This window comes from Virgibacillus sp. 6R, from assembly GCF_001895305.1.
GTDB classification, from domain to species: Bacteria; Bacillota; Bacilli; order Bacillales; family Amphibacillaceae; genus Virgibacillus; species Virgibacillus pantothenticus.
The window spans coordinates 2,563,235-2,587,494 of the sequence record NZ_CP017762.1 but is presented as its reverse complement, the minus strand read 5'-3'; the positions used below and the strand labels follow the sequence as shown (position 1 = coordinate 2,587,494).

The window sequence follows — 24,260 nt, the reverse complement described above, 5'->3', positions numbered from 1 at the left end:
AAGTAAAAACCCCCAACCATGCGAGGTTGAGGGTTTTGAAAAACTTGATATCTTCGTTTTGAGAACTGAGGTTGATTGTAAAATAAGGGGTTTAGCGTGATTTTGTATATTACCTGTATATTACGTGTGCTTATCCACAGAATTTCAAACAAATGTGTATAACTATTTTAAATACGCTTTTAAGTTTTCTTGTATTTTAATTTAGAACTAACAATTAAAATAATCCTTTAAGAACTCAAAAAATGTGCCTCTTCGCTGATTAAAATGAAATAAGGTTGGACATACTGAAAACTATCAGAATAAAACGTTAGGTGTTTTTCATATGTTAATAGTTAATTTTGTATTTGTAATCCCCTTAAAACTTCTGTCCGCAAATCACCCGCAATATTCCCATTCTTATAATCATCCAAGAAAAAAATTATTCTCTGAATATAACTATCTGAATCCTCTATACATTTTGAAAAACAATCCATAAAATGATCTACTAATGTATCATCAACTAAAGCAATTGGTTCTGGATAATATTTGACACCTTCTCTTTCAAATGCTTTTCTACTAGTATAAGCAACTGCATCAATAACACAGTTCCAAGCTAAGACATCTGTTTCATTATCTGACATCTCTTGAATTATTGTTATACCATTTTCCTCATTAACTAATAATTCATAAAGAATATCCCCTATATTTTCTTTACTTTTTAGCCATTCCCAACATTTATATATAACTTCCTGGGCTAAAATTTGATCTTCCTTTTGAGAAAATACCGCCAAAACTTTTTCTGAAAGTCCAAGAAAAAATATTACTTTACCATCTTCTGTTAAACTACTAAAGTTAGTATTAGCCATAATTAACCTCCAACTAATCAATATAATTTCCATTTTTAATCATTAGATTAAGCCTACCAGTTACTTTAATGCTTTCATCAATTTCCGATGTTACTTCAATTTTTAGATTAGGATATTTTAAACTTAATTGCTTTAACACACCAGGCGGAACTTTATCGTTCGCTAATCCTTGATAACACTTTCTACATACACCTGAAGGATTCGATTGATGAAGTTTTAATGTTCCTGTTACATCTTCTGGTTTTATACCTGCCTTTATTACTGCTGAATCAAATTCATTCAGAACCCCTTCCTCTGCATGCCTAGTGAACAAAGGGTTAGACCCTGGGGCTTTAATATTTCTGTCAGGCATTACTTCATCTAAATCAGGTAATCCAGCTTCTTTTCGTACTTTCGGCGATCCACCTTCAAAATTCAAATCTTCTAATCCTTTTACATCAGTTTTTCCAACTGCCACTGTTTCAGTTTCTGGAACATTCCATTTTTTCCTTAGTGCATCTATATCAGTTTTACCAATATCAATCTTACTTTCTTTACCCGCACCCTTAGTCTCTACCCTTTCCCCTCCGCCATTTTTCCTATTAACCATCTGCGTATTAACGTGACTTTCAAAGTCTTTATCTCTAAGTATAAAACTTGCGCCACCAGTTGAAACTGCATATTTCTTACCAAAAGAGAACATATCTGCTATTTTAGCCATTTCGGCTTTAGCTGCATTTATCTTTTCCCGATAGTAATTGCCACTGAAAGGCTTTTTGTCTAATAACTTCGGCGCTCTTCTTGCTGCGCCTGCACCTAGTTTTGCAACGCCTGATGCTCCTTTGACAGCCCAACTACCTGGTATTAAAGCAGCAACGGCTGCTCCAGTGGCATACATAACACCTTCACTTTCCACGGTATCGGTGAAAGCTTGGGCAGTTGATTCCACTGCACGCATAGGATCTTGCATAAATTGTAACGCAGCTTGTGTGTAGGCATCAACTGTTTCATTTGCACTTTCCTTTAACCAAGATGGTTCAACGGGATCAGGAATAATACCAGATACGGTGACAACACCTGCGTCCTTGGCAACGGTTAGCAGTCCCATGACCAGGCTCGCAATACTATTGGCAAATCCTTTTTCAAAATCATCTACAGCTTTGTTTACACTACTAACAACGTCCATGACACCTTCAAAGAAATTCGTATATTTCCTTTTTACATTTCCAGCCAAGTTATTATATTCATCATCCGCATTTTCAAATCTTTTCACTTTGGAATTATATAAATCCCATAACTCGTCCATATTACGTTGCAGCTTTTTTCGGGTTGATTCAATGCTCGTTTGAATTCTCTCCATATGGCGTCGATTGATCTCGCTTGCTTCTTTTTCCGCATCCGTTGGGTCATCAAACATGCCGAAAAATGAAGCAGGTTGCTGATAACTTTTGTTTAGTGCCTTAAAAAGATTATTGGTAATACCGCCCTCTATTTGCTTTAAATTCGCCCAAATATCATTACGATCCACCCGCATCATCGTATTTCTTGAAATTGGTGAAATATATCTTGTAGTGTCTGTTACGTAATTTTCAAATAGCGATAGTAAGTCATTGATCTGTGTTTCATAATTTGCAATTTTTTCTTTCGATGTGCTAATGTTCTGATCCCACGCTTGAACACTTTTTCCCTCATTTTTTTGCATAAAGGTCGTTACCTTATCCAGTGAATCGTCCATTTTTCCTAAAGCACGCTTATATTTCCGAAGTTCGCCAATAATATCATCTAAAACCCCATAATTAATTTGTAAGTCACGCTTCACAAACTATCCCCCTTCTCCCTATACTTTTAAATCCCCTTGTTATTAAGACATTTCAGTTTTCTTCCTCTATATAAATCTTAATGGTAAATTAACCCATACACCATGCATCTTTTTTCCCTGTTTTTACATAGGCGATTTTTACTACTTATACTGTTTTGGTCTTTTTTTTGTTAAATAAAAAATGCCACCTACCCGTAACTCATTTCATTTATAGTTACAGAAGATGGTAAAGTTAATGAGAAAACACAAGGGATGTGCTAGTTCATTTTATCCGCAAATCAATAATGCACTCAAAAGGCAAACGTCGCCCCGTTATACTTATGTACTTATTTTGTTTGTTTGGAGAGAATTAAAGAGAGAAAAGTAGGGAGATTTTAAACGTCCTACTCAATCCGGCTGTTATTCATATACAAATTCAACACGTCCAATAAAATCCGCCACAGTGTAAGGATCGAACGGCTCTACATATATTGTATATATATTATCTAAAGCTTCTTGAGCAAGTTGACGATTTTCTTCTTCTGATTGTTCAGCTTGATAATGGGACGGATTAGGATAATCGTGATATGTCCGTCGCCATTGGATGTGTAGCTAATGTAATTAGAATCAGTCATAGTGCTAGTTACCTCTTCTGGATAAACAATACCATCATCAATCTGAAGGACTGGATCATCAGCTGAACTATGGTTTATATTAACAAGAGGATCTTCCCACACAAGCCATTGATCTAAACTTGGTTCACCATTTATTGTCAAAATAATTCGTGCATAATCAATTTCTGATTGATTATAGTGAGTTTTGTAAATCCTGACTGGACATAGAATAAAGTGATTGTCCATAATGCATAATTTTTTTATCACCTTCATAACGTAGCTTGAATTGTTCTGTTCCACTTTTGCTATGAAGCGTTAAAACATTTCCTTCTATTGTTTTATTGAGAATGGTAGAAGTCATATCGACATCCGAATGATTAAAACTTCGATAGGAATCGTCTCCTATCACCATTATACCTAACCCTATAGGAGAGTTGTAAGGCTCTCCTTCAAATAATGCATATGTTCCTTTAAAATCTTCATATGTATAAGTTGATTCTTCACTCGTTCCCTCTTCCTCTGGTTCAGCAACCTCTGTCTCTTCCTCTTCTTTCTCATCTTCCGAGATTCCTGTTGCTACTGGTTCTTCTATCTTTTCTTCGCCACCGAGAACAGCGATTCCAACAGTCACCCAACAATCACCATTAACCAAATCCACCATTTTTGATAAATTCGTTTTGGTGGTCTTGAACGAGTTTGATTTCGATGTTCATCATAATACTTTTTCTTTGCCATTTGATTCCCTCCTGTATTTGATTTTATCAAAACGTACTCTTATACTCATTAAATTATAACTAATCAAAAACTATACAACTTAGAATAATCAAGCATGTAAAGCCCCATTCCATTTTTCCTTCCTTTTGCCTAGCCTTACAACATGCCCATGCTGACATGGAATTAAAGGCGAAGCGGATCGAAGGGCAAAGCCTTTTCCCTTGATGGAATGGGTGCATTGGCTATCATCTTAGAAGGACAAAAGTGAAGGTAATTCATGAAAAATAGCGAATTTCTAAGTAAAAGTTAGTTTAAGAGTGTTTTTGTCCAAAATTAGGGGGTTAATCCGCATTCAAGATAATGTTAAAGAGTTTATTTAACAATCAAGAGGTATGACTCTTAAAGAAAAGTCATACCTCTTGTACTTTTACAATCACACCCGATTCATGAAAATTAGTGCAATTTTCATGAAGTTAGCTCCGATTGCTTGATATTTAACTTATTTGTTTTGTTTCACTCTCTTTGCCCCCTGGCGAAAAAGAAAATAAAAAATAAACAAGAGAGCTGCTAAACCAGTTGCTCTACCAATAGAAATCCAATTGATTCCTTGATGTGTGATTAAGCTAACAAGTACAATCCCTATTAGAACACCTAAACCAATCAAAATATATGATTGCCAACCTAACTGTTGTTTGCTGTCTTGAATTATCTTTTCTGTCAAATCCTCATCACTCCTTAATAATTCATCGATAGTGATATCAAACAGATCACTTAATTCAATTATCAACTCGATGCTGGGATAGTTTTTACCGGTTTCCCATTTCGAAATTGATTGACGACTAACGTATATTTTTTCAGCAAGGCGATCTTGTGACCACCCCCTCTCTTCTCTTTCTTTTTTTAATTTGTCTCTAAAAAGAATGTGTTTGCCACCCTTTCTTATTCCAGTATTATTGATTGAAGGACTAAAGTAAAGATAGTAATAAGCGCATAAGGGGAAACCTCTTGTTGCTGCCTTATTTTCCCACAATCCCTATTCCAGAATGGTGCACGATTGTTTAAGTTTAATTTTGTCGCTTTGTACGCAGGTAATAAGTGATGGAACGGAAACAACCAAAATATTCCTCCTATGAGAATTCCAGTTGAGATAACACCTGTAAAAGTAATTAAAATTATAAATAATATATTATCACGCTTCATAGAAGCATTAAATCAAGGATATAAGGTTATCTTTACTACCATGGGAGACCTTGTTCATGTACTCAAAACAGAGGAAATCACTCGTAAATCTCAGACAAGAATGAAAAGAATACGAGATGCAGATTTAGTCATTATTGATGATTTAATGTTCATGGCAATGGATCAACAAGAAGCTAATATGTTTTTTCATTTGATCAATGAATTATATAATTAATCATCTACCATTTTAACATCAAATAAATCACCTAAAGAATGGGGAGAATTATTGGGTGACCAAGCAATTACAACAGCGATATTAGATAGAATTTTACATCGAGTTGAAATCATTCATTTAAATGAAGATAGTTATCGAATGAAACATAGATCGACCATATTTGGGCAAGAAAGTGTTTCATATTAATGAGCATAAATTGTGTCTTTTTACTTGACGGTCACAACAGGCTTACGCCCGGGAGAATTAGTTGAAGTAAAGAACGAAAACATTCATCTTAATAAAAGGTATTTTCGAGGTGGCTTCAAAACGGAAGCTGGAACGAATAGGGTAATACCTATCCACAAAAAAGTCCATAAATTGATTGAAGATCGTATGGATCCTAGTAACGAATACTTGATAACAAATTATGAAGGAAACAAATTGAGCTACTATGTTTATTACCATGAGAAATTTAAGAAGATTATGCAACAGCTAGAATTAAAACGCAAGCCTCACGACTGCAGACACACCTTTGCAACACTCATGGATAACGCTGGCGCAAACAAACTGTCGATCAAACGGATTATGGGGCATGCAGATAAGGATATCACAGACAAAGTCTACACCCATAAGGACATCGAGCAGCTACTTATAGCAATTGACATGCTATGAGAAAGGGGCTGCTTTCTCTTCAAACTCTTTGTATGCTACTTGTATGTTATGTGTATGCTACGCGTGAATTTTTCAACCACTTTTAACGTCCTCAAACAAAGTAAAAACCCCCAACCATAAGTGGTTGAGGGATTTGAAAAAGTTGATATCTTAACGTTTTGAGAACTGAGGTGCACGACGTGCTTTTTTAAGACCATATTTATAACGCTCTTTCATACGAGCATCACGAGTTAGGAAGCCCTCTGCTTTTAGAGCGCTACGGTACTCAGGATTTGCTTCAAGCAATGCACGTGCAACTCCGTGACGGATAGCTCCTGCCTGACCAGTGAAGCCACCACCATGAACGTTGACAATGATGTCATATGTCCCTTGCGTTTCTGTTGCTACAAGTGGTTGATTTAGAATTAACAACTGTGTTTCATATGGGAAATAATCCGCTGCGTTACGACCATTAATCGTAATGTTCCCTGTACCAGGTATTAGACGTACGCGTGCAGTTGATTTTTTACGACGACCTGTGCCATAGTATTGTACTTGTGCCAAAATGATTTACCTCCTTTTAGTTAACCACGAAGCTCATAAACTTCTGGTTTTTGTGCTTGATGATTGTGTTCAGCGCCTCTGAATACGTGAAGCTTCTTAGCCATTCTGCGACCTAAAGGGCCTTTAGGAAGCATTCCGCTAACTGCCATTTCTAGCATACGCTCAGGGTATTTTGTACGCATTTCGTATGCATTACGTTCTTTTAAACCACCTGGATAGTTAGAATGGCGGTAATATTTTTTGTCTGTTAATTTGTTACCAGTTAATTCGATTTTCTCTGCATTAATAATAATAACATGGTCACCTGTATCTGCATGTGGTGTGTAAGTTGGTTTATGCTTTCCGCGAAGGATCGCAGCAACTTCACTTGCTAAACGACCTAATCGTTTGCCTTCTGCATCAACAACTAGCCATTTGCGTTCAATATTATTTTCATTTGCCATGAAAGTTGTGCGCATGTGTCTTTCCCTCCAAAATGTTCATATTAAATTTCTGTTCGTTCGTCTATTTCAACATAATTAGTTTCCGGGGCTAATCATGGTTTAGAAATAAAATGCCATAGATCATAATACACCAAATGGTACTAATATGTCAAGGTTTACCCGCTTTTAACTTCAACCTTTTACAATAGTAAATCGAGCTTATCCATAAGCCACTTTCAATACGTCACACGCCACAAATAGAGGCCTTGTGAAGGCACTGTTTCGCCTACTGCCCTTCTATCCCTTTTTGACAGCAAAACGTCTATATCAGCCGGTTTACGTCTTCCTTGTCCTATATCTAATAATACACCTACTATAATTCGCACCATATTGTATAAAAAGCCGCTCCCACGGAAAATAAATTCAATTTCCGATCTGCTCTTTTCACAGGATACTTGATAGAGTGTTCGTTGCTTACTACCTCTAGTTGTCGCTTTGGCAGAAGAAAAAGTGGTGAAATCATGGGTCCCCTCCAAATAACGACATGCAGCTTGCATCGCCGTTAAATCTAGAGCATACGGGAAAAAGTAAGAGTAATTGCGTTTAAATACATCTGGTTCTTCTTTATGGTAAACATAATAGCGATATTCCTTTTCAACTACATCATAGCGGGCATGAAATGTATCTGGAACCGTCTCCACCTGTTTCACATATACATCATGGGGAAGCAATGTATTCAATGCTTGCTTCCAGTTGTATAAAGAGATGCTATAGGGCGAATCAAAGTGGATCGTCTGTCCTTTTGCATGAACACCTGTATCTGTTCGCCCCGATGGATGAATGCGTACAGGTTCACCCTTATGCATTTTTAGTAATGCATTTTCTAATATCCCCTGCACCGTTCTTTTCCCGGGCTGGATTTGAAAGCCGGAGAAACCAGAGCCATCATATTGAAGTGTACATTTTAGTCGTTGCATGTTTTTGCAGCCTTTCTTCTTCTAGTTCCTTGTGATCAATAATCCAATAATGACGATTACAAACAAAAGATATATCCAAACATCAAGCTTACTTAATTTTAATTCACGCAACTTGGTTCTGCCTTCGCCGCCTTGATAGCCTCTTGCTTCCATGGCCATTGCCAGTTCCTCTGCTCGTTTAAAGGCACTGACAAATAGTGGAACGAGTAACGGTACAACAGCTTGTATTCTATCTTTGATCTTTCCTGTTCGAAAATCAACACCCCGTGACGCTTGCGCTTTCGAGATTTTTTCTGTTTCTTGCAGCAAGGTTGGAATAAACCGAAGTGATATTGACATCATCAAGGCTAATTCATGGACAGGAAAGCGCACTTTTTTTAATGGTTGCAGAATGCTTTCAATGGCATCCGTTATTTCGATTGGCGTTGTTGTTAATGTTAATAGCGACGTGACTAAGATAAGCAAAAAGAAGCGCATCGAAATAGCAAACCCTTGAATTAGCCCACCAGAATAAACCTGAAATGCAAACACCTCAAAAATTACGGTTCCTTCTTTTGTAATGATCAAATGAAGGATAAACGTAAAGATAATTAAAAACCAGACAGGCATTAATCCCTTTAGTACAAATTTCAACGGTACACGAGATGTCAACATACTTGTAAGCGCAAAAATGGTTAGTATCGTATAGCTCCAAATATTATTAGCTAAAAAGACGATAAATACAAAGATAAAGATGATGGTAATTTTCGTTCGTGGATCTAATCGGTGAACGAGGGAATTCCCTGGTACGTACTGACCAATAACCATTGCATTATTCATGGTTTTTTCCCCCTTTAATCACCGCTGCAATTGCTGCTGCTAATTCAAGTTCAGACTGCCGTGTAAAAGGAAGGTCGGTGTTAAATTTTTCATTCCAGCGATCTAGAAAGGCCACTACTTCCGGCACATCGAGTTGGACTTTCTGCAATGCTTCTTTTTGTATGAACACTTCTTCCGGCTTGCCTTCCATATATTTTCTGCCTTTATTTAGAATGAGGACATGATCCGCATACGTGACCGCATCCTCCATACTATGAGTAACGAGGACGGTAGTCAGTTGCTCAGCTCGATGCCGTTCGTAGAACATGTTCATCATTTCTTTTTGCCCTCTGGGGTCAAGACCAGCGGTAGGCTCGTCCAACACAAGCACGTTTGGTTTTGTAGCCAATACACCTGCGATAGCAACCCGGCGCATTTGTCCACCGCTTAAGTCAAACGGGGATCGTTCCAAATAATCCTCTGTTAATCCAACCGCTTGTAATGCTTCTGTTACCCGGCGTTGTATTTCGCTATCCCCAACACCAAAATTTTTCGGTCCGAAGCTAATATCCTTAGCCACTGTTTCTTCAAATAGTTGATGCTCCGGATATTGAAATACGACCCCAACATTGCTTCTTAATTGTTTCATATCCTTAGGTTTTTTATCGGCCGTTAACTGAAAATCTCCTATCTTCACTTTCCCTGCAGTCGGCTGCACTAGACCATTTAAATGCTGAATTAATGTTGATTTTCCTGATCCAGTATGACCAACAATGGCCAAAAACGTTCCTGAAGGGACATGAAAACTTAACTGGTCAACGGCTTTATGAGCAAATGGTGAATGCTGTTGATAGATATAGCTTACGTTTTCGAATGTAATATCCATAGGTCCTCCAACAGTTCTTCATGATTTAACGGTTCTTTTGTGACGGGGATATCATACTGCTTTAAAGCTTTTGCTAAAGAGGCAATAAATGGAACATCTAAACCAATTCCACGCAAAGCATCTTGTTTGGAAAAAAGAGCTCTTGGACTAGACTCCTCCCAAACCTGACCTTCATTCATAACGATCACTCGATCTGCTTGGACAATTTCTTGTAGATCGTGGGTAATCGTCAGTAATGTTACGTCCTTGTTTGCCCGCAAATTGACGATAGTTCTCATAATATCTTTTCTACCTCGCGGATCCAGCATCGCAGTTGCTTCATCTAAAATAAGTACTTTGGGAGATACAGCCAATACACTTGCAATTGCTACACGCTGCTTTTGTCCACCAGACAAACGATGCGGTTCGGTTAACCGGTAATCTTCCATGCGGACTGCTTGAAGAACATCATCTAAGCGTGCCAGCATTTCTTCTCTGGGGAATCCCCTATTTTCCATTCCAAATGCAACATCATCTTGTACCGTTGTTCCAACAAATTGGTTATCTGGATTTTGAAATACCATCCCGACATCTTTGCGGATATCCCATATTGTTTCTTCCTGTACTTTTTTTCCGGCAACATAAATTTCCCCTTCTTGTGGGAACAACAGACCATTCATTAACTTCGCAATTGTTGACTTCCCCGATCCATTATGACCAATAATTGCTACCCATTCTTGCTCATAGATTTCAAAGCTACAGTTTTTCAGTACCCATGGCTGCTCGTCTCCATATCGAAATGATACATTTCTAAACTCAACCAATTTGGGATTGCTCATCTAGACTCCTCCTCTTACTTCTTATGCCACATAAGGGTACGTATTTAATACTTCGCAGTTTCTCTTGTTCTACCAAAAGAAAGAAAACTGACATTTGGGCTTTCCCTAAAATGGGATAGGAAATGCAAGTACAAAAAAAGGGCCTGGATGTACCTCGTAGAAGAGATTCAGTCCTGCCCTTGTCGCTGTGGTTACATTAAACTAGTTCAATAATTGCCATTTTCGCACCATCACCTTGACGAGCGCCCAATTTAAGAACACGTGTGTATCCACCTTGGCGGTCTTCGTAACGCGGAGCTACATCATTGAAAAGCTTTTGAATGACATTTTCGTTTTCATTTGCTTCCTGATTGTATAAGAATGATGCTGCTTGACGGCGTGCGTGAAGGTCCCCACGTTTGCCTAATGTAATCATTTTATCAACAACGGATTTTAGTTCTTTCGCTTTTGCTTCTGTTGTTTCAATCCGCTCATGAATAATTAAATCAGAAGCAAGGTTACGAAGCAACGCCATACGTTGATCCGTTGTACGACCTAATTTTCTAGCCATGGACTATCCCTCCCTTTCTTTGATGACTTTTTGAAAGTTTCCATCCAAAACGAATAACCTGATAAGCCTATAGCCTACATGAGGTCTTCCTTGTTTTATCTTTTCTCACGTACATCCTCTATCCTTCCTTGCAAAAGAAAGCTGCTTTTGCCTTCCCGTAAAACGCAAAAAAGTGATGCAACGAACGAAAGCAAACGGTCTGTACTGAATGGAGTAATTCGTGTATGCAAGCACTGTGTACTAGTGCGTCATTATTTTCTAAAGATGTCTGTATGATTAGTCATCGTCTCGCAAACCAAGACCTAAATCACTTAGCTTCACTTTTACTTCTTCTAACGATTTACGTCCAAGGTTACGTACTTTCATCATGTCTTCTTCAGATTTATTTGCTAGTTCTTGTACGGTGTTAATTCCAGCACGCTTTAGACAGTTATAGGATCTGACAGAAAGATCAAGTTCTTCAATCGTCATTTCCATCACTTTCTCTTTTTGGTCTTCTTCTTTCTCAACCATAATTTCAGCGTTTTTCGCTTCATCTGTTAACCCTACAAAAATATTAAGATGTTCCGTAAAGACTTTTGCTCCTAAGGAAACAGCTTCTTCAGGTCGAATACTGCCGTCTGTATGCACATCAAGTGTCAATTTATCGAAGTTAGCCACTTGACCGACGCGTGTATTCTCTACTTGGTAGGTTACTCTTGATACTGGAGTGAAGATGGAATCAACTGGAATTATCCCGATTGGCTGATCATCACGTTTATTTGCTTCAGCAGGGCGGTACCCGCGTCCACGTTCTGCTGTAATCTTCATATGCAAGCTACCTTTGCTATTTAACGTAGCAATTAGCAAATCTGGATTTAAGACTTCTACATCACTATCATATGTTAGATCTGCAGCCGTAACTTTTCCTTCTCCCTGCACATCAATCTCTAATGTTTTCTCTTCATCAGAGTAGATTTTTAGCGCTAGTTTTTTCAGATTCAAAATAATTGTTGTCACATCTTCAACAACACCATCAATCGTTGAAAATTCATGTAGCGCTCCATCAATTTGAACTGATGTCACAGCAGCACCTGGAAGTGAGGATAGTAGGATACGACGCAAGGAGTTTCCTAGAGTGGTACCATATCCACGTTCAAGCGGTTCGACTACGAATTTTCCAAATGTAGCATCATCGCTGATTTCTACCGTCTCAATTTTTGGTTTTTCAATTTCGATCATTCCATAAAACCCTCCTTTAAAACGTCGAAACCCCGGTTAGACCGTTGTCTAACCGAAATTCCTCAAAAAAGGCAGTTGGCGTTTCTGCACTACCTGTAAAATCTTTCGTACGTTCTTGTCTTGTGGATGCTCTGTCCCTAAAGGATACACTCCTTTAGACTTTTAGCTATCATAACCCATTATAGACAGGGTGACAAATTATATACGGTATAATTATACACGACGACGTTTTGGTGGGCGACAACCGTTATGAGGTACTGGTGTTACATCACGAATAGCTGTAACTTCCAAACCAGCTGCCTGAAGGGAACGAATAGCTGCTTCACGTCCAGCTCCTGGTCCTTTAACCGTTACTTCAAGAGTTTTCATACCATTGTCAATTGCTGATTTAGCAGCAGTTTCAGCTGCCATTTGAGCAGCAAATGGTGTAGATTTCTTTGAACCCTTAAAGCCTAATGCGCCAGCTGAGCTCCATCCAACAGCATTACCTTGGGTATCGGTAATTGTAACAATCGTATTGTTGAACGTAGAACGGATATGTGCTACACCTGACTCAATATTTTTTTTCACACGACGTTTACGTGCGGTTGATTTTTGTGCCATTACCTATTAACCTCCTTTAACGTTTATTTTTTCTTCCCAGCAATCGCGCGACGTGGTCCTTTACGAGTACGTGAATTGTTTTTCGTTTTTTGTCCACGAACCGGAAGTCCACGGCGATGACGGATCCCGCGATATGAGCCGATTTCAATTAAACGTTTGATATTTAGAGACACTTCACGGCGAAGATCCCCTTCAATTGTATACTCATCTGTAGCTTTACGAATTCTTCCTAATTCGTCCTCTGTTAGGTCGCGTACACGAGTGTCTTCAGAAACGCCTGCTTCTTTAAGGATTTTTTGGGCAGTAGTTTTTCCAATTCCGTAAATGTACGTTAAGGAAATGACTACGCGTTTATCACGTGGGACATCAATACCTGCAATACGTGCCATATAGCTTTAACACCTCCTGTTAGTTATTATCCTTGTTTTTGCTTATGCTTTGGATTTTCACAAATTACCATTACTTTGCCATTTCGTTTAATGACTTTACATTTTTCACAAATGGGTTTTACAGATGCTCTTACTTTCATCATCTTTACCTCCTTTAATATCGGAGCTCACTTATTTATAACGGTACGTAATTCGTCCTCTTGTTAAATCATACGGAGAAAGTTCCACCGTTACTTTATCGCCTGGAAGAATGCGAATAAAGTGCATACGAATTTTCCCGGATACGTGGGCTAATACAGTATGACCATTTTCCAACTCCACATTAAACATTGCATTTGGCAATGTTTCAGTTACGGTTCCTTCCACTTCAATTACATCGTCTTTCGCCATCGTGTTGATCTCCCTTCTTCAAATCAGTCACAACTTCATTGACAAATTTTGCTATGGCAAATCGCAATTTACCATTTGTGACACGACCAGTTTCTAGAAGGCTGTTTTGGACTTCTGGAGAAATATAATCCATTAACTCGATATGATGAAGATTCTTTTTCTTTGGTCGATCATATTTACGTTTTTCCCCATCTGCAAGCAAGACATACTTATCATCGACAGATTTAATAACGACTGCGTATTGACCCGCTTCACGTCCTTGCATAATACGAACAACTTGACCTATCAGCGGAATCGAATCATCTTCGTTCAACAACGATCACCTTCACTTAGGCTATAGTTTATATGGTTCGCCTGTTTATTCAAAAGAGTTACTCACTTTTATCAGTGTGTCACGTTCTCATCTATATAGGAATATGCCGTTCTTACTCACGACTTATTATAACTTTTCATTGCTAGAATGCATCCCATGCAGTCCATGTGATTACTTTTCTATTTTAGTTTGAATATCCTGGAACACTTGATCAATGTCCTGATCACCGTTTACCGTTACAAGATATCCTTTTTCATCATAAAAGTCTAATAACGGCTTCGTTTGCTCTATATTTACAGATAGGCGTTTCTTCACCGTAGCTGGCTTATCATCATCTCGCTGGATTAAGCTTGAGCCATCTTTATCACAGATCCCGTCTTCTTTTGGCGGGTTATAAACTACGTGGTACGTTGTTCCGCATGTTGGACAAATTCTACGACCAGTTAGACGCTCCACTAATTTTTCTTCCGGTACATCTACATGAATGACGTAATCAATGGATTGATTGATATCCTGCAATAGACTTTGTAATGCTGCTGCTTGAGCAATCGTCCTTGGGAAACCATCTAATAGAAACCCTTTTTTACAATCATCCTTACTCAAGCGTTCTTTGACAATACCGTTAGTAACTTCATCTGGAACAAGTTCTCCTCGGTCCATGTATTCTTTTGCTTTTTTACCTAGGTCTGTTCCCTCTTTAATGGCTAAACGGAACATATCTCCTGTTGAAATATGAGGGATATTATATTTTTCGTTTATCTTTTCCGCCTGTGTACCTTTTCCGGCACCTGGCAGACCCATTAAAATTAAATTCAACAGATTTCCCCTCGCTCTCGTCTTCGGCAAAATTACTTAATAAATCCTTTGTAGTGACGCTTTACCAATTGGCTTTCCAATTGCTTCATCGTTTGCAGAGCTACACCAACAACAATCAGTAAACTCGTTCCACCAATTTGTACGGATTGCGGCAAATTAGCAATTCCGCTTAAAGCTAGTGGCAATACAGCTACAGCTGCTAAGAATAACGCACCGACAAATGTTAAGCGGTACAATACTCTTGTTAAATAAGTCTCTGTGTTTTTACCAGGACGAATTCCCGGTATATAACCACCTTGCTTTTGTAGGTTCTCTGCCATTTGTTCTGGATTTACTTGAACAAAGGTATAAAAATACGTAAACGCGATGATTAACGCAACATAGATAACCATACCTATTGGCTTTGTATAATCAAAAATACGCTGAATGGTTGCAGCAATATCATTTCCTTCAAAAAAGGTGGCAATTGTGCTTGGTGCCATGATAAACGCAACGGCGAAGATAACTGGAATAACACCAGCACCGTTCACTTTTAAAGGTAAGTGTGTCGATTGACCGCCTACTGGAGAACGATTGACCAGCTTTTTCGCATATTGAATCGGTATTTTACGTAACGCTTGTTGAATAAAAATAACTCCAACAGTTACTGCAATAACGACCAAAGCAATTAAAGCAACAATAACAATATTGATAAACAGCTCATCACCAGGATTGATAAAATACTGGCTGTAAAGCTGTTGCATGCCGTTTGGTACTGCTGCTACAATACCTGCAAAAATGATAATCGAAATTCCATTACCGACTCCATTGGCCGTAATTTGTTCTCCTAGCCACATTAAAAATGCTGTTCCACTTGTTAAAACAATGGCAATAACAATAAATTTCATTGGACCAGGATCTGCAATTAGCAAACCATTAGCCATTGCATTAAATCCTATCGACATAGCGATTGCCTGGATAAATGCAAGTACGATGGTGCCATAACGCGTAACTTGGGCAAGCTTTTTCCTTCCCGCATCGCCTTGTTTTTTCCACTCAGCAAATTTAGGTACAACGTCCATTTGCAGCAATTGCATAATAATGGATGCCGTAATATAAGGCATGATACCCATTGCAAAAATGGAGAAGTTTTGCAATGCGCCCCCACCAAATGTATTTAAAAAGCCAAACACATTTTGTGAGTTCATAAAATCAATTGCCTGCCTATCAGTAAAAGGCACAGGTATAAATGTGCCTAGACGGAAGACAACTAGCATCAATAGCGTAAAAATTATTTTCCGTCTTATATCACCTACGCGCATAAAATTGGAGATTGTACGGAACATTAAATCACCTCTATTTGACCGCCCGCTGCCTCGATTGCTTCTTTAGCTGAAGCAGAGAACTTATGAGCTTTTACTGTTAGTTTTTTCTCAATAGAGCCGTTGCCAAGTACTTTAATACCTGCTTTCAACTTGCTAACTACGCCTTCTTCCAGTAATAGCTCAGGTGTTATTTCTGTGCCATCTTCAAAACGATTTAATGTGTCAAGATTTACGATAGCAAACTCTTTGCGATGAATGTTTGTAAATCCACGCTTCGGCAAGCGTTGAAATAGTGGTAATTGACCACCTTCAAATCCTGGGCGAGTTCCGCCACCAGAGCGTGCTTTTTGTCCTTTATGTCCACGTCCTGATGTTTTCCCGTTGCCAGATGACATTCCACGACCTACACGATTACGATTTTTACGTGTACCTTCTGCAGCCTTCAATTCATGAAGTTTCATGCGAGCACCTCCTCTTTACGCTTATTTCGTATTTAAACCTCTTTAACCGTTAGTAAATGAGATACTTTGTTGACCATGCCGCGAACAGCTGGTGTATCTTCATGAACAACCGATTGGCGAATTTTCTTTAAACCTAATGCTTGAACAGTTTTTCTTTGTACTTCTGTTCCACCAATAACACTGCGCGTGAGGGTTATTTCTAGTTTTTTAGACATAACAGTTCCCTCCTTATCCTAACAGTTCTTCTACAGACTTTCCACGTAGTTTTGCTACATCTTCTGCGCGCTTTAAGTTCGTTAAACCATTGATTGTTGCACGGATCATATTAATCGGCGTGTTTGAACCTAATGATTTCGTTAGTATATCACCTACACCAGCAAGTTCTAAAATCGCACGTACTGGTCCACCGGAGATAACACCTGTACCTTCTGCTGCTGGTTTTAATAATACATTACCTGAACCAAATTGACCATGAATTTCATGTGGAATAGTGGTTCCGACGATAGGTACGGTAATTAGATTTTTCTTCGCATCATCTACTGCTTTTTTAATTGCTTCTGGTACCTCTTGTGCTTTTCCTGTACCAAAACCTACATGACCATTTTTGTCTCCGACAACGACTAGAGCTGCAAAGCGGAAATTACGTCCACCTTTAACAACTTTTGCAACACGGTTGACCGCAACAACACGCTCTTCAAGATCTAATTTGTTCGGATCAATGTTTTTATTCATGTATGTCCCTCCTTTATCGTTTAAAATTCAAGACCTGCTTCTCTCGCAGCATCTGCTAAAGCTTTCACACGTCCATGATAAAGGTAGCCTCCGCGGTCAAAGACAACCGATTTGTAACCTTTATCCTGAGCACGTTTAGCTATCATTTCTCCAACTTGTTTTGCAGCTTCCGCATTACTAGTAGCTCCTGTCAAGTTTAGTTCACTATCCTTTGTAGAAGCACTTGCAACTGTTTTACTATTTTCATCATCAATTAGCTGTACATAGATGTGTTTATTTGAACGGTAAACGTTTAGACGAGGACGCTGCTCAGTACCGTGAACAGTTTTACGCACACGTGCGTGTCTTCTTTTACGTACCATATTTTTATCTGGTTTTGTAATCACTTAGGTCACTCCTTTCTGCTACCTAGTCTTACTTGGCAGTTTTACCTTCTTTACGACGTACATATTCGCCTTCGTAACGAATTCCTTTACCTTTATAAGGCTCTGGTGGACGTATTGCTCTGATTTTAGAAGCAATTGCTCCCACAAGCTCCTTATCAATACCTTTAACGATAAGCTGTGTGTTTTTTGGTACGTCAATTTCGATGCCGTCGATTGGATCAATTTCTACAGGGTGTGAGTAACCAGCATTGATGACTACTTTGTTTCCCTGTTTTTGCGCACGGTAACCGACACCGATAATTTCAAGAGACTTTTCAAAGCCTTTATTTACTCCTTCAACCATATTGTTGATTAGGCTTCGTGTAGTACCGTGTAATGCGCGGTGGTCTTTGTGATCGCTTGGGCGCTCTAGTGTGATCACATTACCTTCCATGTTTACTTTGATATCTTGATGTAGATTTCTTGTTAATTCACCTTTTGGTCCTTTAACCGTAATAACAGTACCATCGAACTTCACTTCTACACCTTGGGGAATTTCGATTGGTTTAAGTCCTATACGAGACATTCCATGCACCTCCTCATCTTTAACTATTCCATTACCAGACGTATGCTAATACTTCGCCACCAACAGCTTGGGAACGTGCTTCTTTGTCCGAAAGCACTCCTTTGGAAGTTGAAACGATAGCAATTCCTAAACCATTAAGTACACGAGGTACTTCATTAGCTTTAGCATAAACACGTAGTCCTGGTTTGCTTATACGTTTAATACCTGTAATTACTCGCTCTTCATTCGCTCCATATTTAAGGAAGATACGAAGGATACCTTGTTTGTTATCCTCGACAAGCTCATAATCTGTAACGAAGCCTTCTCGTTTAAGAATATCAGCGATCTCCTTTTTCATCTTTGATGCAGGAAGTTCTAATTTCTCATGTTTTACCATGTTAGCATTACGAATACGAGTAAGCATATCTGCAATTGGATCTGTCATAACCATTCATCATTACCTCCTTCCCAAATCGGGGTTTACCAGCTTGCTTTTTTGACACCAGGAATTTGACCTTTATAGGCAAGTTCGCGGAAACAAATACGGCAAAGTTTAAATTTACGGATTACAGAATGCGGACGCCCACAGCGCTCACAGCGTGTATACTCACGTACTTGGTATTTTTGCGGACGCTTTTGTTTTGCAATCATTGATTTTTTAGCCACTATTTTCCCTCCTTGTATTAGCTCTTTTGCTTACTTTTGGAAAGGCATGCCTAACTGAGCCAGAAGTTCACGAGCTTCTTCATCCGTGTTAGACGTTGTAACAATTACAATATCCATACCACGAATTTTACTTACTTTATCATAATTAATTTCTGGGAAAATGAGCTGTTCTTTAACTCCTAATGTGTAGTTACCGCGACCATCAAATGCTTTCTTTGACACACCACGGAAGTCACGCACACGCGGAAGTGATACAGCAATAAGCTTTTGTAAAAATTCGTACATACGCTCACCGCGAAGGGTTACTTTAGCACCAATCGGCATTCCTTCACGAAGGCGAAATCCAGCGATCGATTTTTTTGCACGAGTAATCATTGGCTTTTGACCAGAAATTAACGCTAACTCTTCGACAGCATTATCCAAAGCTTTTGAGTTCTGAACTGCGTCACCAACACCCATGTTAACTACAATTTTTTCAATAGCTGGTACTTGCATTACAGACTCATAGTTAAATTTATTCATTAAAGATGGTAGTACTTCATCTTGATATTTTTTCTTCAATTGATTCATCATGTCGCCCTCCTTTCGCTGAACCTATTTATCTAACGCTTCACCGGATTTTTTAGCGATACGGACTTTCTTTCCATCACGTACTTCGTAACCAACACGGGTTGGCTCTCCGGATTTACGATCTATTGGCATCACGTTAGAAACATGAATCGGTGCTTCCTGGTTAAGAATTCCCCCTTGTGGGTTTTCTTGGGAAGGTTTGGCATGTTTTTTAACCATGTTAATTCCTTCGACGAGCACTCGGTCTTTTTTCGGGTATGCTTCTAAGATCGTGCCTTCTTTTCCACGGTCTTTGCCGGAAATGACTTTTACTTTATCACCTTTTTTTACATGCATGCTTAACGCACCTCCTAACAAGGCTAAATTTTAGCTTATAATACTTCTGGAGCAAGAGATACGATTTTCATGAACTTTGCATCACGTAATTCACGTGCAACTGGTCCAAAAATACGAGTTCCTCTTGGACTTTTATCATCACGAACAATTACCGCTGCATTTTCATCAAAACGAATATATGATCCATCTTTACGGCGTGCACCAGATTTCGAACGTACAATAACTGCTCTTACTACATCACCTTTTTTGACAACGCCGCCTGGTGTTGCTTCTTTTACCGAACAAACAACAACGTCACCAATATTAGCGGTTTTTCGTCCAGATCCGCCCAATACTTTGATGGTTAATAATTCACGTGCACCAGAGTTATCTGCAACTTTTAAACGAGTTTCCTGTTGAATCATATCGCTGTAACCTCCCTTCGGATACCTTCCGAGCGAACTTTATTATATAATTACCGCTTCTTCAACAATCTCAACTAGGCGGAAATGTTTTGTAGCTGAAAGCGGACGAGTTTCCATGATGCTTACGATATCGCCAACTTTTGCTTGGTTATTCTCATCATGTGCTTTAAATTTCTTTGAGTATTTAACACGTTTTCCATATAGCTTATGGAATTTATATGTTTCCACTAGAACGGAAATGGTTTTATCCATTTTATCGGAAACCACACGACCAGTGTATACTTTACGATCATTGCGTTCAGTCATTTTGAGGTTTACCTCCTCTCGAGAATTCTAGTTATTTACGCTAAGCTCACGTTGACGAACAACGGTTTTCATCCGTGCAATTGATTTTCTTACTTCACGAATACGTGCAGTGTTTTCTAATTGACCAGTTGCAAGCTGGAAGCGTAAGTTGAATAGTTCTTCTTTCAAACCTTTTACTTTTTGTTCAATTTCGGCAGTGGTTAGTTCTCTAATCTCATTAGCCTTCATTGCTTTCACCACCAATTTCTTCACGTTTTACAAATTTAGTTTTAATCGGAAGTTTATGAGAAGCAAGACGTAGTGCTTCACGAGCAACCTCTTCTGATACTCCTGCGATCTCAAACATAATTTTCCCTGGCTTAACTACTGCTACCCATCCTTCTGGAGCACCTTTACCGGAACCCATTCGAACTTCTAGGGGTTTTGCAGTATATGGTTTGTCAGGGAAGATTTTAATCCAAACTTTACCGCCACGCTTCATGTAACGAGTCATTGCAATACGAGCAGCCTCAATCTGACGGCTAGTAATCCATGACGGTTCTACTGCTTGCAGACCATATTCACCGAAAGCTACAGTTGTGCCACCTTTGGCTTGGCCTCTCATTTTACCACGATGTTGTCTACGATATTTCACACGTTTAGGCATTAACATAATACAGTGCCCCCTTCCTTATTTGTTTGTTTTAGTTGGAAGGACTTCTCCACGATATACCCACACTTTGACACCTAACTTACCATACGTAGTGTCTGCTTCTGCTGTGCCATAATCGATATCAGCACGTAGCGTGTGTAGTGGTACGGTCCCTTCACTGTAGTGTTCCGCACGAGCGATGTCTGCGCCACCAAGACGTCCGGATACTTGTGTTTTAATTCCTTTTGCACCTGCACGCATAGCACGTTGAATTGCTTGCTTCTGTGCACGACGGAATGAAATACGGTTTTCTAATTGACGCGCAATATTTTCAGCAACTAATGTTGCATCAAGATCTACTTTTTTAATTTCTACGATATTAATGTGAACTCGCTTGCCAGTTAAACTGTTCAAAGCTTTGCGTAGTGATTCTACTTCGGAACCGCCTTTACCGATAACCATACCTGGTTTTCCAGTGTGAATCGTAATGTTCACTCGATTTGCTGCACGTTCAATATCAATCGAGGAAACAGCAGCTATCTTCAAGCGGTTTTCCAGATATTCTCTAATCTTAATGTCTTCATGTAATAAGTCTGCATAGTCCTTGCCAGCATACCATTTCGACTCCCAGTCTTTAATGATGCCGACACGAAGACCGGTTGGATTTACTTTTTGACCCACTGACTAACCCTCCTTCTTTTCTGTTACCACTACTGTAATATGGCTTGTGCGTTTGTTAATTCTGCTTGCACGACCTTGTGCACGTGGACGGAAACGTTTCAAAGTAACGCCTTCGTTTACATAAGCTTCCGAAACAACCAGATTATCTGTGTCCATTTCATAATTGTGCTCTGCGTTTGCAATTGCAGAGTTTAACACTTTTTCTACGACTGGAGAAGCACCGCGCTGTGTATGGCGTAAAATCGCAATTGCTTCACCCACATTTTTTCCTCGAATCAGATCAACGACTAAACGTACTTTACGAGGAGCAATACGAACCGATTTTGCAACGGCTTTAGCTTGCATGTTGTGTGCCTCCTCTCCTATTAGCGTTTTGTTTTCTTATCATCGCCACTATGCCCTTTAAAGGTACGTGTTGGCGCAAATTCTCCTAATTTATGACCGACCATATCTTCTGTAACATAGACAGGTACATGCTTGCGTCCGTCATATACCGCTATGGTATGACCTACAAAATTAGGGAAAATAGTTGAACGACGTGACCAGGTTTTAATTACCTGCTTTTTATCACTTTCGTTTAGTACTTCGACTTTTTTCATCAGATGGTCATCTGCAAAAGGTCCTTTTTTCAAACTGCGACCCATGGATAAACCTCCTTTCGCATTGGAGAGACGGGCTTATTTCCCCGCCACTGTTTTTGGTTATTTTTTACGTTTACGAACGATATATTTATCAGATGGCTTGTTACGTTGACGTGTCTTGTAACCAAGTGTTGGTTTACCCCAAGGTGACATTGGTGACTTACGGCCGATTGGCGCGCGTCCTTCACCACCACCGTGTGGGTGATCATTCGGGTTCATAACAGATCCGCGGACAGTTGGACGAATGCCTAACCAACGAGAGCGTCCAGCTTTACCTACACGGATAAGTTCATGTTCAATATTACCTACTTGACCTACTGTTGCACGGCAAGTTGATAGAATCAAACGAACTTCACCAGAAGCTAAACGGACTAGAGTATACTTTCCATCACGACCGAGAACCTGTGCTTCTGCACCAGCTGAGCGTGCAAGTTGTCCTCCGCGTCCAGGCTTCAACTCGATGTTGTGAATAACTGTACCTACAGGAATGTTTACTAAAGGCAATGCATTACCTAATTTAATATCTGCATCTGCTCCAGAAACAATTTCCTGACCTACTTTCAAGCCTTTTGGAGCTATAATATAACGCTTTTCTCCGTCAGCATAGTTAATTAAAGCAATGTTTGCTGAACGGTTTGGATCATATTCAATAGTAGCAACGCGTCCAGGTATACCATCTTTATCCCGTTTGAAATCGATGATACGGTATTGACGCTTGTGACCGCCACCTTGATGACGAACAGTTAATTTCCCTTGATGGTTACGACCACCACGTTTGTGCAGTGGAGCTAAAAGGGATTTTTCAGGCGTATCTGTAGTGATTTCTGCAAAATCAGATACGGACATATTACGTCTACCGTTGGACGTTGGTCTGAATTTTTTAATCGCCATCTTTATTTCCCTCCTTCACGAACTTTTTATTTATGCTTCAAAGAAATCTAATTCTTTACTGTCTTCCGAAAGCTGAACAACAGCTTTTTTGCGGTCTGAACGGTATCCACCGTAACGACCCATACGCTTAAACTTTCCTTTTACATTCATGGTGTTCACTTTTACCACTTTCACTCCAAATACTTGTTCAACAGCATCTTTTATTTCTGTTTTATTCGCTTTAGGAGTTACTTCAAAAGTATATTTTTTTTCTGCCATTAAATCAGCTGAATGTTCTGTAATGACAGGGCGCTTTATAATATCACGTGGATCTTTCATTATGCAAGCACCTCCCCTGCTTTTTCAGCTGCCTCTTTTGTTAAGATCAGCTTGTCATGGCCAAGCAAGTCTAATACATTCATCTCTTCCACTGTTAAAACTGTTACAGTTGGAAGGTTATTCATAGAACGAACAACGTTATCTTCTTTTTCAGCCACTACGATTAATGCTTTTGTGTCTACATTTAATGCTGTTAACATTTTAACTGCTTCCTTCGTTTTAGGCTCATCAAAACTGAGACTTTCTAAAACAACAAGGTTATTTTCTTTTGTCTTTGAAGAAAGTGCAGATTTAAGTGCTAAACGACGTACTTTCTTTGGTAATTTATAGCTGTAGCTACGTGGTGTTGGGCCAAATACGGTACCTCCGCCAACCCATTGCGGGGAACGAATAGAACCTTGACGTGCACGACCAGTTCCTTTTTGACGCCATGGTTTACGACCACCGCCACGTACTTCAGAACGGTTTTTCACCGCATGCGTACCTTGACGCATAGATGCACGTTGCATGACTACTGCTTCATGTAATACATGCGTATTTGGTTCGATGCCAAATACGGAATCATTTAATTCCAACTCACCAGCTTGAGCTCCATCTTGTTTTAGTAGTGCTACTTTAGGCATGACATATCCTCCCTTCGTCTGTGTG

At 39.2% G+C, this 24,260-nt stretch carries 40 protein-coding genes and 1 pseudogene; 2 read left to right on the top strand and 39 right to left on the bottom strand.

The window, feature by feature from the left end; translation table 11 throughout:
• Window positions 1-332: 332 nt before the first annotated feature.
• The 5 genes from BKP57_RS11755 to BKP57_RS11735 all read right to left on the bottom strand — a co-directional run bounded on the left by BKP57_RS11755 (window position 333) and on the right by BKP57_RS11735 (window position 4,872).
• Window positions 333-845, bottom strand: coding sequence for an Imm6 family immunity protein (locus BKP57_RS11755; RefSeq protein ID WP_072741563.1), 513 nt, complete (start codon window positions 843-845; stop codon window positions 333-335).
• Window positions 846-858: 13 nt separating this feature from the next.
• A complete protein-coding gene (locus tag BKP57_RS22845) occupies window positions 859-2,643 on the bottom strand; it encodes a hypothetical protein (RefSeq protein WP_232231150.1) in 1,785 nt (594 codons plus the stop codon).
• Window positions 2,644-3,128: 485 nt separating this feature from the next.
• Window positions 3,129-3,398: a hypothetical protein gene (locus tag BKP57_RS11745; protein ID WP_072741562.1), complete on the bottom strand. Its 270-nt coding sequence runs from the start codon at window positions 3,396-3,398 to the stop codon at window positions 3,129-3,131.
• 31 nt (window positions 3,399-3,429) lie between these two features.
• Window positions 3,430-3,867 carry a hypothetical protein gene (locus tag BKP57_RS11740; protein ID WP_072741561.1) on the bottom strand — a complete coding sequence of 146 codons (438 nt, stop codon included), beginning with the start codon at window positions 3,865-3,867 and terminating at the stop codon, window positions 3,430-3,432.
• A 582-nt stretch (window positions 3,868-4,449) separates the two neighbouring features.
• Window positions 4,450-4,872, bottom strand: a complete 423-nt coding sequence (locus tag BKP57_RS11735) for a helix-turn-helix transcriptional regulator (protein WP_050349672.1) — start codon at window positions 4,870-4,872, stop codon at window positions 4,450-4,452.
• A 276-nt stretch (window positions 4,873-5,148) separates the two neighbouring features.
• Between BKP57_RS11735 and BKP57_RS11730 the strand changes: the two are divergent.
• A pseudogene (locus BKP57_RS11730) lies at window positions 5,149-5,550 on the top strand (ATP-binding protein); the annotation flags it as partial.
• 12 nt (window positions 5,551-5,562) lie between these two features.
• Window positions 5,563-6,015 carry a tyrosine-type recombinase/integrase gene (locus BKP57_RS11725; protein WP_232231149.1) on the top strand — a complete coding sequence of 151 codons (453 nt, stop codon included), beginning with the start codon at window positions 5,563-5,565 and terminating at the stop codon, window positions 6,013-6,015.
• Between the two features lie 150 nt (window positions 6,016-6,165).
• On the opposite strand, the gene rpsI is transcribed toward BKP57_RS11725, so the two are convergent.
• The 34 genes from rpsI to rplD all read right to left on the bottom strand — a co-directional run bounded on the left by rpsI (window position 6,166) and on the right by rplD (window position 24,235).
• Window positions 6,166-6,558: a 30S ribosomal protein S9 gene (gene rpsI / locus BKP57_RS11720; protein WP_050349607.1), complete on the bottom strand. Its 393-nt coding sequence runs from the start codon at window positions 6,556-6,558 to the stop codon at window positions 6,166-6,168.
• Window positions 6,559-6,578: 20 nt separating this feature from the next.
• Window positions 6,579-7,016 carry a 50S ribosomal protein L13 gene (gene rplM, locus BKP57_RS11715; protein ID WP_050349608.1) on the bottom strand — a complete coding sequence of 146 codons (438 nt, stop codon included), beginning with the start codon at window positions 7,014-7,016 and terminating at the stop codon, window positions 6,579-6,581.
• A 200-nt stretch (window positions 7,017-7,216) separates the two neighbouring features.
• Window positions 7,217-7,957, bottom strand: coding sequence for a tRNA pseudouridine(38-40) synthase TruA (gene truA / locus BKP57_RS11710; RefSeq protein ID WP_050349609.1), 741 nt, complete (start codon window positions 7,955-7,957; stop codon window positions 7,217-7,219).
• A gap of 21 nt (window positions 7,958-7,978) precedes the next feature.
• A complete protein-coding gene (locus BKP57_RS11705; RefSeq protein WP_050349610.1) occupies window positions 7,979-8,776 on the bottom strand; it encodes an energy-coupling factor transporter transmembrane component T family protein in 798 nt (265 codons plus the stop codon).
• Complete coding sequence (locus BKP57_RS11700) at window positions 8,769-9,641, bottom strand: energy-coupling factor ABC transporter ATP-binding protein (RefSeq protein WP_050349611.1); 873 nt, start codon at window positions 9,639-9,641, stop codon at window positions 8,769-8,771. The genes BKP57_RS11705 and BKP57_RS11700 overlap by 8 nt, the downstream gene beginning before the upstream one ends.
• A complete protein-coding gene (locus tag BKP57_RS11695) occupies window positions 9,617-10,459 on the bottom strand; it encodes an energy-coupling factor ABC transporter ATP-binding protein (protein ID WP_072741560.1) in 843 nt (280 codons plus the stop codon). Before BKP57_RS11695 ends, BKP57_RS11700 begins: the two co-directional genes overlap by 25 nt.
• 196 nt (window positions 10,460-10,655) lie before the next feature.
• Window positions 10,656-11,009: a 50S ribosomal protein L17 gene (gene rplQ / locus BKP57_RS11690; RefSeq protein ID WP_050349613.1), complete on the bottom strand. Its 354-nt coding sequence runs from the start codon at window positions 11,007-11,009 to the stop codon at window positions 10,656-10,658.
• A 276-nt stretch (window positions 11,010-11,285) separates the two neighbouring features.
• Window positions 11,286-12,230 (bottom strand): DNA-directed RNA polymerase subunit alpha, encoded by a 945-nt coding sequence (locus BKP57_RS11685; RefSeq protein ID WP_050349614.1) that lies wholly within the window; start codon window positions 12,228-12,230, stop codon window positions 11,286-11,288.
• Window positions 12,231-12,443: 213 nt separating this feature from the next.
• The gene (rpsK, locus tag BKP57_RS11680) at window positions 12,444-12,833 is read right to left on the bottom strand and encodes a 30S ribosomal protein S11 (RefSeq protein WP_050349615.1); all 390 of its coding nucleotides are present in this window, start codon (window positions 12,831-12,833) and stop codon (window positions 12,444-12,446) included.
• A gap of 23 nt (window positions 12,834-12,856) precedes the next feature.
• Window positions 12,857-13,222 (bottom strand): 30S ribosomal protein S13, encoded by a 366-nt coding sequence (gene rpsM / locus BKP57_RS11675; RefSeq protein ID WP_050349616.1) that lies wholly within the window; start codon window positions 13,220-13,222, stop codon window positions 12,857-12,859.
• Between the two features lie 26 nt (window positions 13,223-13,248).
• Window positions 13,249-13,362 (bottom strand): 50S ribosomal protein L36, encoded by a 114-nt coding sequence (gene rpmJ / locus BKP57_RS11670; protein ID WP_005999442.1) that lies wholly within the window; start codon window positions 13,360-13,362, stop codon window positions 13,249-13,251.
• 31 nt (window positions 13,363-13,393) lie between these two features.
• Window positions 13,394-13,612 carry a translation initiation factor IF-1 gene (gene infA / locus BKP57_RS11665; RefSeq protein WP_010095735.1) on the bottom strand — a complete coding sequence of 73 codons (219 nt, stop codon included), beginning with the start codon at window positions 13,610-13,612 and terminating at the stop codon, window positions 13,394-13,396.
• The gene (locus BKP57_RS11660) at window positions 13,590-13,925 is read right to left on the bottom strand and encodes a KOW domain-containing RNA-binding protein (RefSeq protein WP_050349617.1); all 336 of its coding nucleotides are present in this window, start codon (window positions 13,923-13,925) and stop codon (window positions 13,590-13,592) included. The genes infA and BKP57_RS11660 overlap by 23 nt, the downstream gene beginning before the upstream one ends.
• 171 nt (window positions 13,926-14,096) lie before the next feature.
• The gene (locus tag BKP57_RS11655) at window positions 14,097-14,741 is read right to left on the bottom strand and encodes an adenylate kinase (protein WP_050349618.1); all 645 of its coding nucleotides are present in this window, start codon (window positions 14,739-14,741) and stop codon (window positions 14,097-14,099) included.
• A gap of 32 nt (window positions 14,742-14,773) precedes the next feature.
• The gene (gene secY / locus BKP57_RS11650) at window positions 14,774-16,066 is read right to left on the bottom strand and encodes a preprotein translocase subunit SecY (protein WP_050349619.1); all 1,293 of its coding nucleotides are present in this window, start codon (window positions 16,064-16,066) and stop codon (window positions 14,774-14,776) included.
• Complete coding sequence (gene rplO, locus BKP57_RS11645; RefSeq protein ID WP_050349620.1) at window positions 16,066-16,506, bottom strand: 50S ribosomal protein L15; 441 nt, start codon at window positions 16,504-16,506, stop codon at window positions 16,066-16,068. The genes secY and rplO overlap by 1 nt, the downstream gene beginning before the upstream one ends.
• A 32-nt stretch (window positions 16,507-16,538) precedes the next feature.
• Window positions 16,539-16,721 carry a 50S ribosomal protein L30 gene (rpmD, locus tag BKP57_RS11640; protein WP_050349621.1) on the bottom strand — a complete coding sequence of 61 codons (183 nt, stop codon included), beginning with the start codon at window positions 16,719-16,721 and terminating at the stop codon, window positions 16,539-16,541.
• A 13-nt stretch (window positions 16,722-16,734) separates the two neighbouring features.
• Complete coding sequence (rpsE, locus tag BKP57_RS11635; protein WP_050349622.1) at window positions 16,735-17,238, bottom strand: 30S ribosomal protein S5; 504 nt, start codon at window positions 17,236-17,238, stop codon at window positions 16,735-16,737.
• A 20-nt stretch (window positions 17,239-17,258) separates the two neighbouring features.
• On the bottom strand, window positions 17,259-17,624 hold the full coding sequence (gene rplR, locus BKP57_RS11630) for a 50S ribosomal protein L18 (RefSeq protein ID WP_050349623.1): 366 nt from the start codon (window positions 17,622-17,624) through the stop codon (window positions 17,259-17,261).
• A gap of 28 nt (window positions 17,625-17,652) precedes the next feature.
• The gene (gene rplF / locus BKP57_RS11625; protein WP_050349624.1) at window positions 17,653-18,189 is read right to left on the bottom strand and encodes a 50S ribosomal protein L6; all 537 of its coding nucleotides are present in this window, start codon (window positions 18,187-18,189) and stop codon (window positions 17,653-17,655) included.
• A 31-nt stretch (window positions 18,190-18,220) separates the two neighbouring features.
• Window positions 18,221-18,619: a 30S ribosomal protein S8 gene (gene rpsH, locus BKP57_RS11620; RefSeq protein WP_050349625.1), complete on the bottom strand. Its 399-nt coding sequence runs from the start codon at window positions 18,617-18,619 to the stop codon at window positions 18,221-18,223.
• Window positions 18,620-18,648: 29 nt separating this feature from the next.
• Window positions 18,649-18,834 (bottom strand): type Z 30S ribosomal protein S14, encoded by a 186-nt coding sequence (locus BKP57_RS11615; RefSeq protein ID WP_019375521.1) that lies wholly within the window; start codon window positions 18,832-18,834, stop codon window positions 18,649-18,651.
• A 30-nt stretch (window positions 18,835-18,864) separates the two neighbouring features.
• Window positions 18,865-19,404, bottom strand: coding sequence for a 50S ribosomal protein L5 (rplE, locus tag BKP57_RS11610; protein WP_050349626.1), 540 nt, complete (start codon window positions 19,402-19,404; stop codon window positions 18,865-18,867).
• 24 nt (window positions 19,405-19,428) lie between these two features.
• Complete coding sequence (gene rplX / locus BKP57_RS11605) at window positions 19,429-19,740, bottom strand: 50S ribosomal protein L24 (protein WP_050349627.1); 312 nt, start codon at window positions 19,738-19,740, stop codon at window positions 19,429-19,431.
• Between the two features lie 35 nt (window positions 19,741-19,775).
• Window positions 19,776-20,144, bottom strand: coding sequence for a 50S ribosomal protein L14 (gene rplN, locus BKP57_RS11600; protein WP_050349628.1), 369 nt, complete (start codon window positions 20,142-20,144; stop codon window positions 19,776-19,778).
• Window positions 20,145-20,186: 42 nt separating this feature from the next.
• The gene (gene rpsQ / locus BKP57_RS11595; protein WP_050349629.1) at window positions 20,187-20,450 is read right to left on the bottom strand and encodes a 30S ribosomal protein S17; all 264 of its coding nucleotides are present in this window, start codon (window positions 20,448-20,450) and stop codon (window positions 20,187-20,189) included.
• 27 nt (window positions 20,451-20,477) lie between these two features.
• The gene (rpmC, locus tag BKP57_RS11590) at window positions 20,478-20,678 is read right to left on the bottom strand and encodes a 50S ribosomal protein L29 (RefSeq protein ID WP_050349630.1); all 201 of its coding nucleotides are present in this window, start codon (window positions 20,676-20,678) and stop codon (window positions 20,478-20,480) included.
• A complete protein-coding gene (rplP, locus tag BKP57_RS11585) occupies window positions 20,668-21,102 on the bottom strand; it encodes a 50S ribosomal protein L16 (protein WP_050349631.1) in 435 nt (144 codons plus the stop codon). The genes rpmC and rplP overlap by 11 nt, the downstream gene beginning before the upstream one ends.
• 18 nt (window positions 21,103-21,120) lie before the next feature.
• A complete protein-coding gene (rpsC, locus tag BKP57_RS11580) occupies window positions 21,121-21,762 on the bottom strand; it encodes a 30S ribosomal protein S3 (protein ID WP_050349632.1) in 642 nt (213 codons plus the stop codon).
• 3 nt (window positions 21,763-21,765) lie between these two features.
• Window positions 21,766-22,107, bottom strand: a complete 342-nt coding sequence (rplV, locus tag BKP57_RS11575) for a 50S ribosomal protein L22 (RefSeq protein ID WP_050349633.1) — start codon at window positions 22,105-22,107, stop codon at window positions 21,766-21,768.
• A gap of 20 nt (window positions 22,108-22,127) precedes the next feature.
• Window positions 22,128-22,406: a 30S ribosomal protein S19 gene (gene rpsS / locus BKP57_RS11570; RefSeq protein WP_050349634.1), complete on the bottom strand. Its 279-nt coding sequence runs from the start codon at window positions 22,404-22,406 to the stop codon at window positions 22,128-22,130.
• A 57-nt stretch (window positions 22,407-22,463) separates the two neighbouring features.
• Entirely contained in the window at window positions 22,464-23,294 is an 831-nt protein-coding gene (rplB, locus tag BKP57_RS11565; RefSeq protein ID WP_050349635.1) for a 50S ribosomal protein L2, read from the bottom strand.
• Between the two features lie 30 nt (window positions 23,295-23,324).
• On the bottom strand, window positions 23,325-23,612 hold the full coding sequence (gene rplW, locus BKP57_RS11560; RefSeq protein WP_050349636.1) for a 50S ribosomal protein L23: 288 nt from the start codon (window positions 23,610-23,612) through the stop codon (window positions 23,325-23,327).
• The gene (rplD, locus tag BKP57_RS11555; protein ID WP_072741559.1) at window positions 23,612-24,235 is read right to left on the bottom strand and encodes a 50S ribosomal protein L4; all 624 of its coding nucleotides are present in this window, start codon (window positions 24,233-24,235) and stop codon (window positions 23,612-23,614) included. The genes rplW and rplD overlap by 1 nt, the downstream gene beginning before the upstream one ends.
• Window positions 24,236-24,260: the final 25 nt, after the last annotated feature.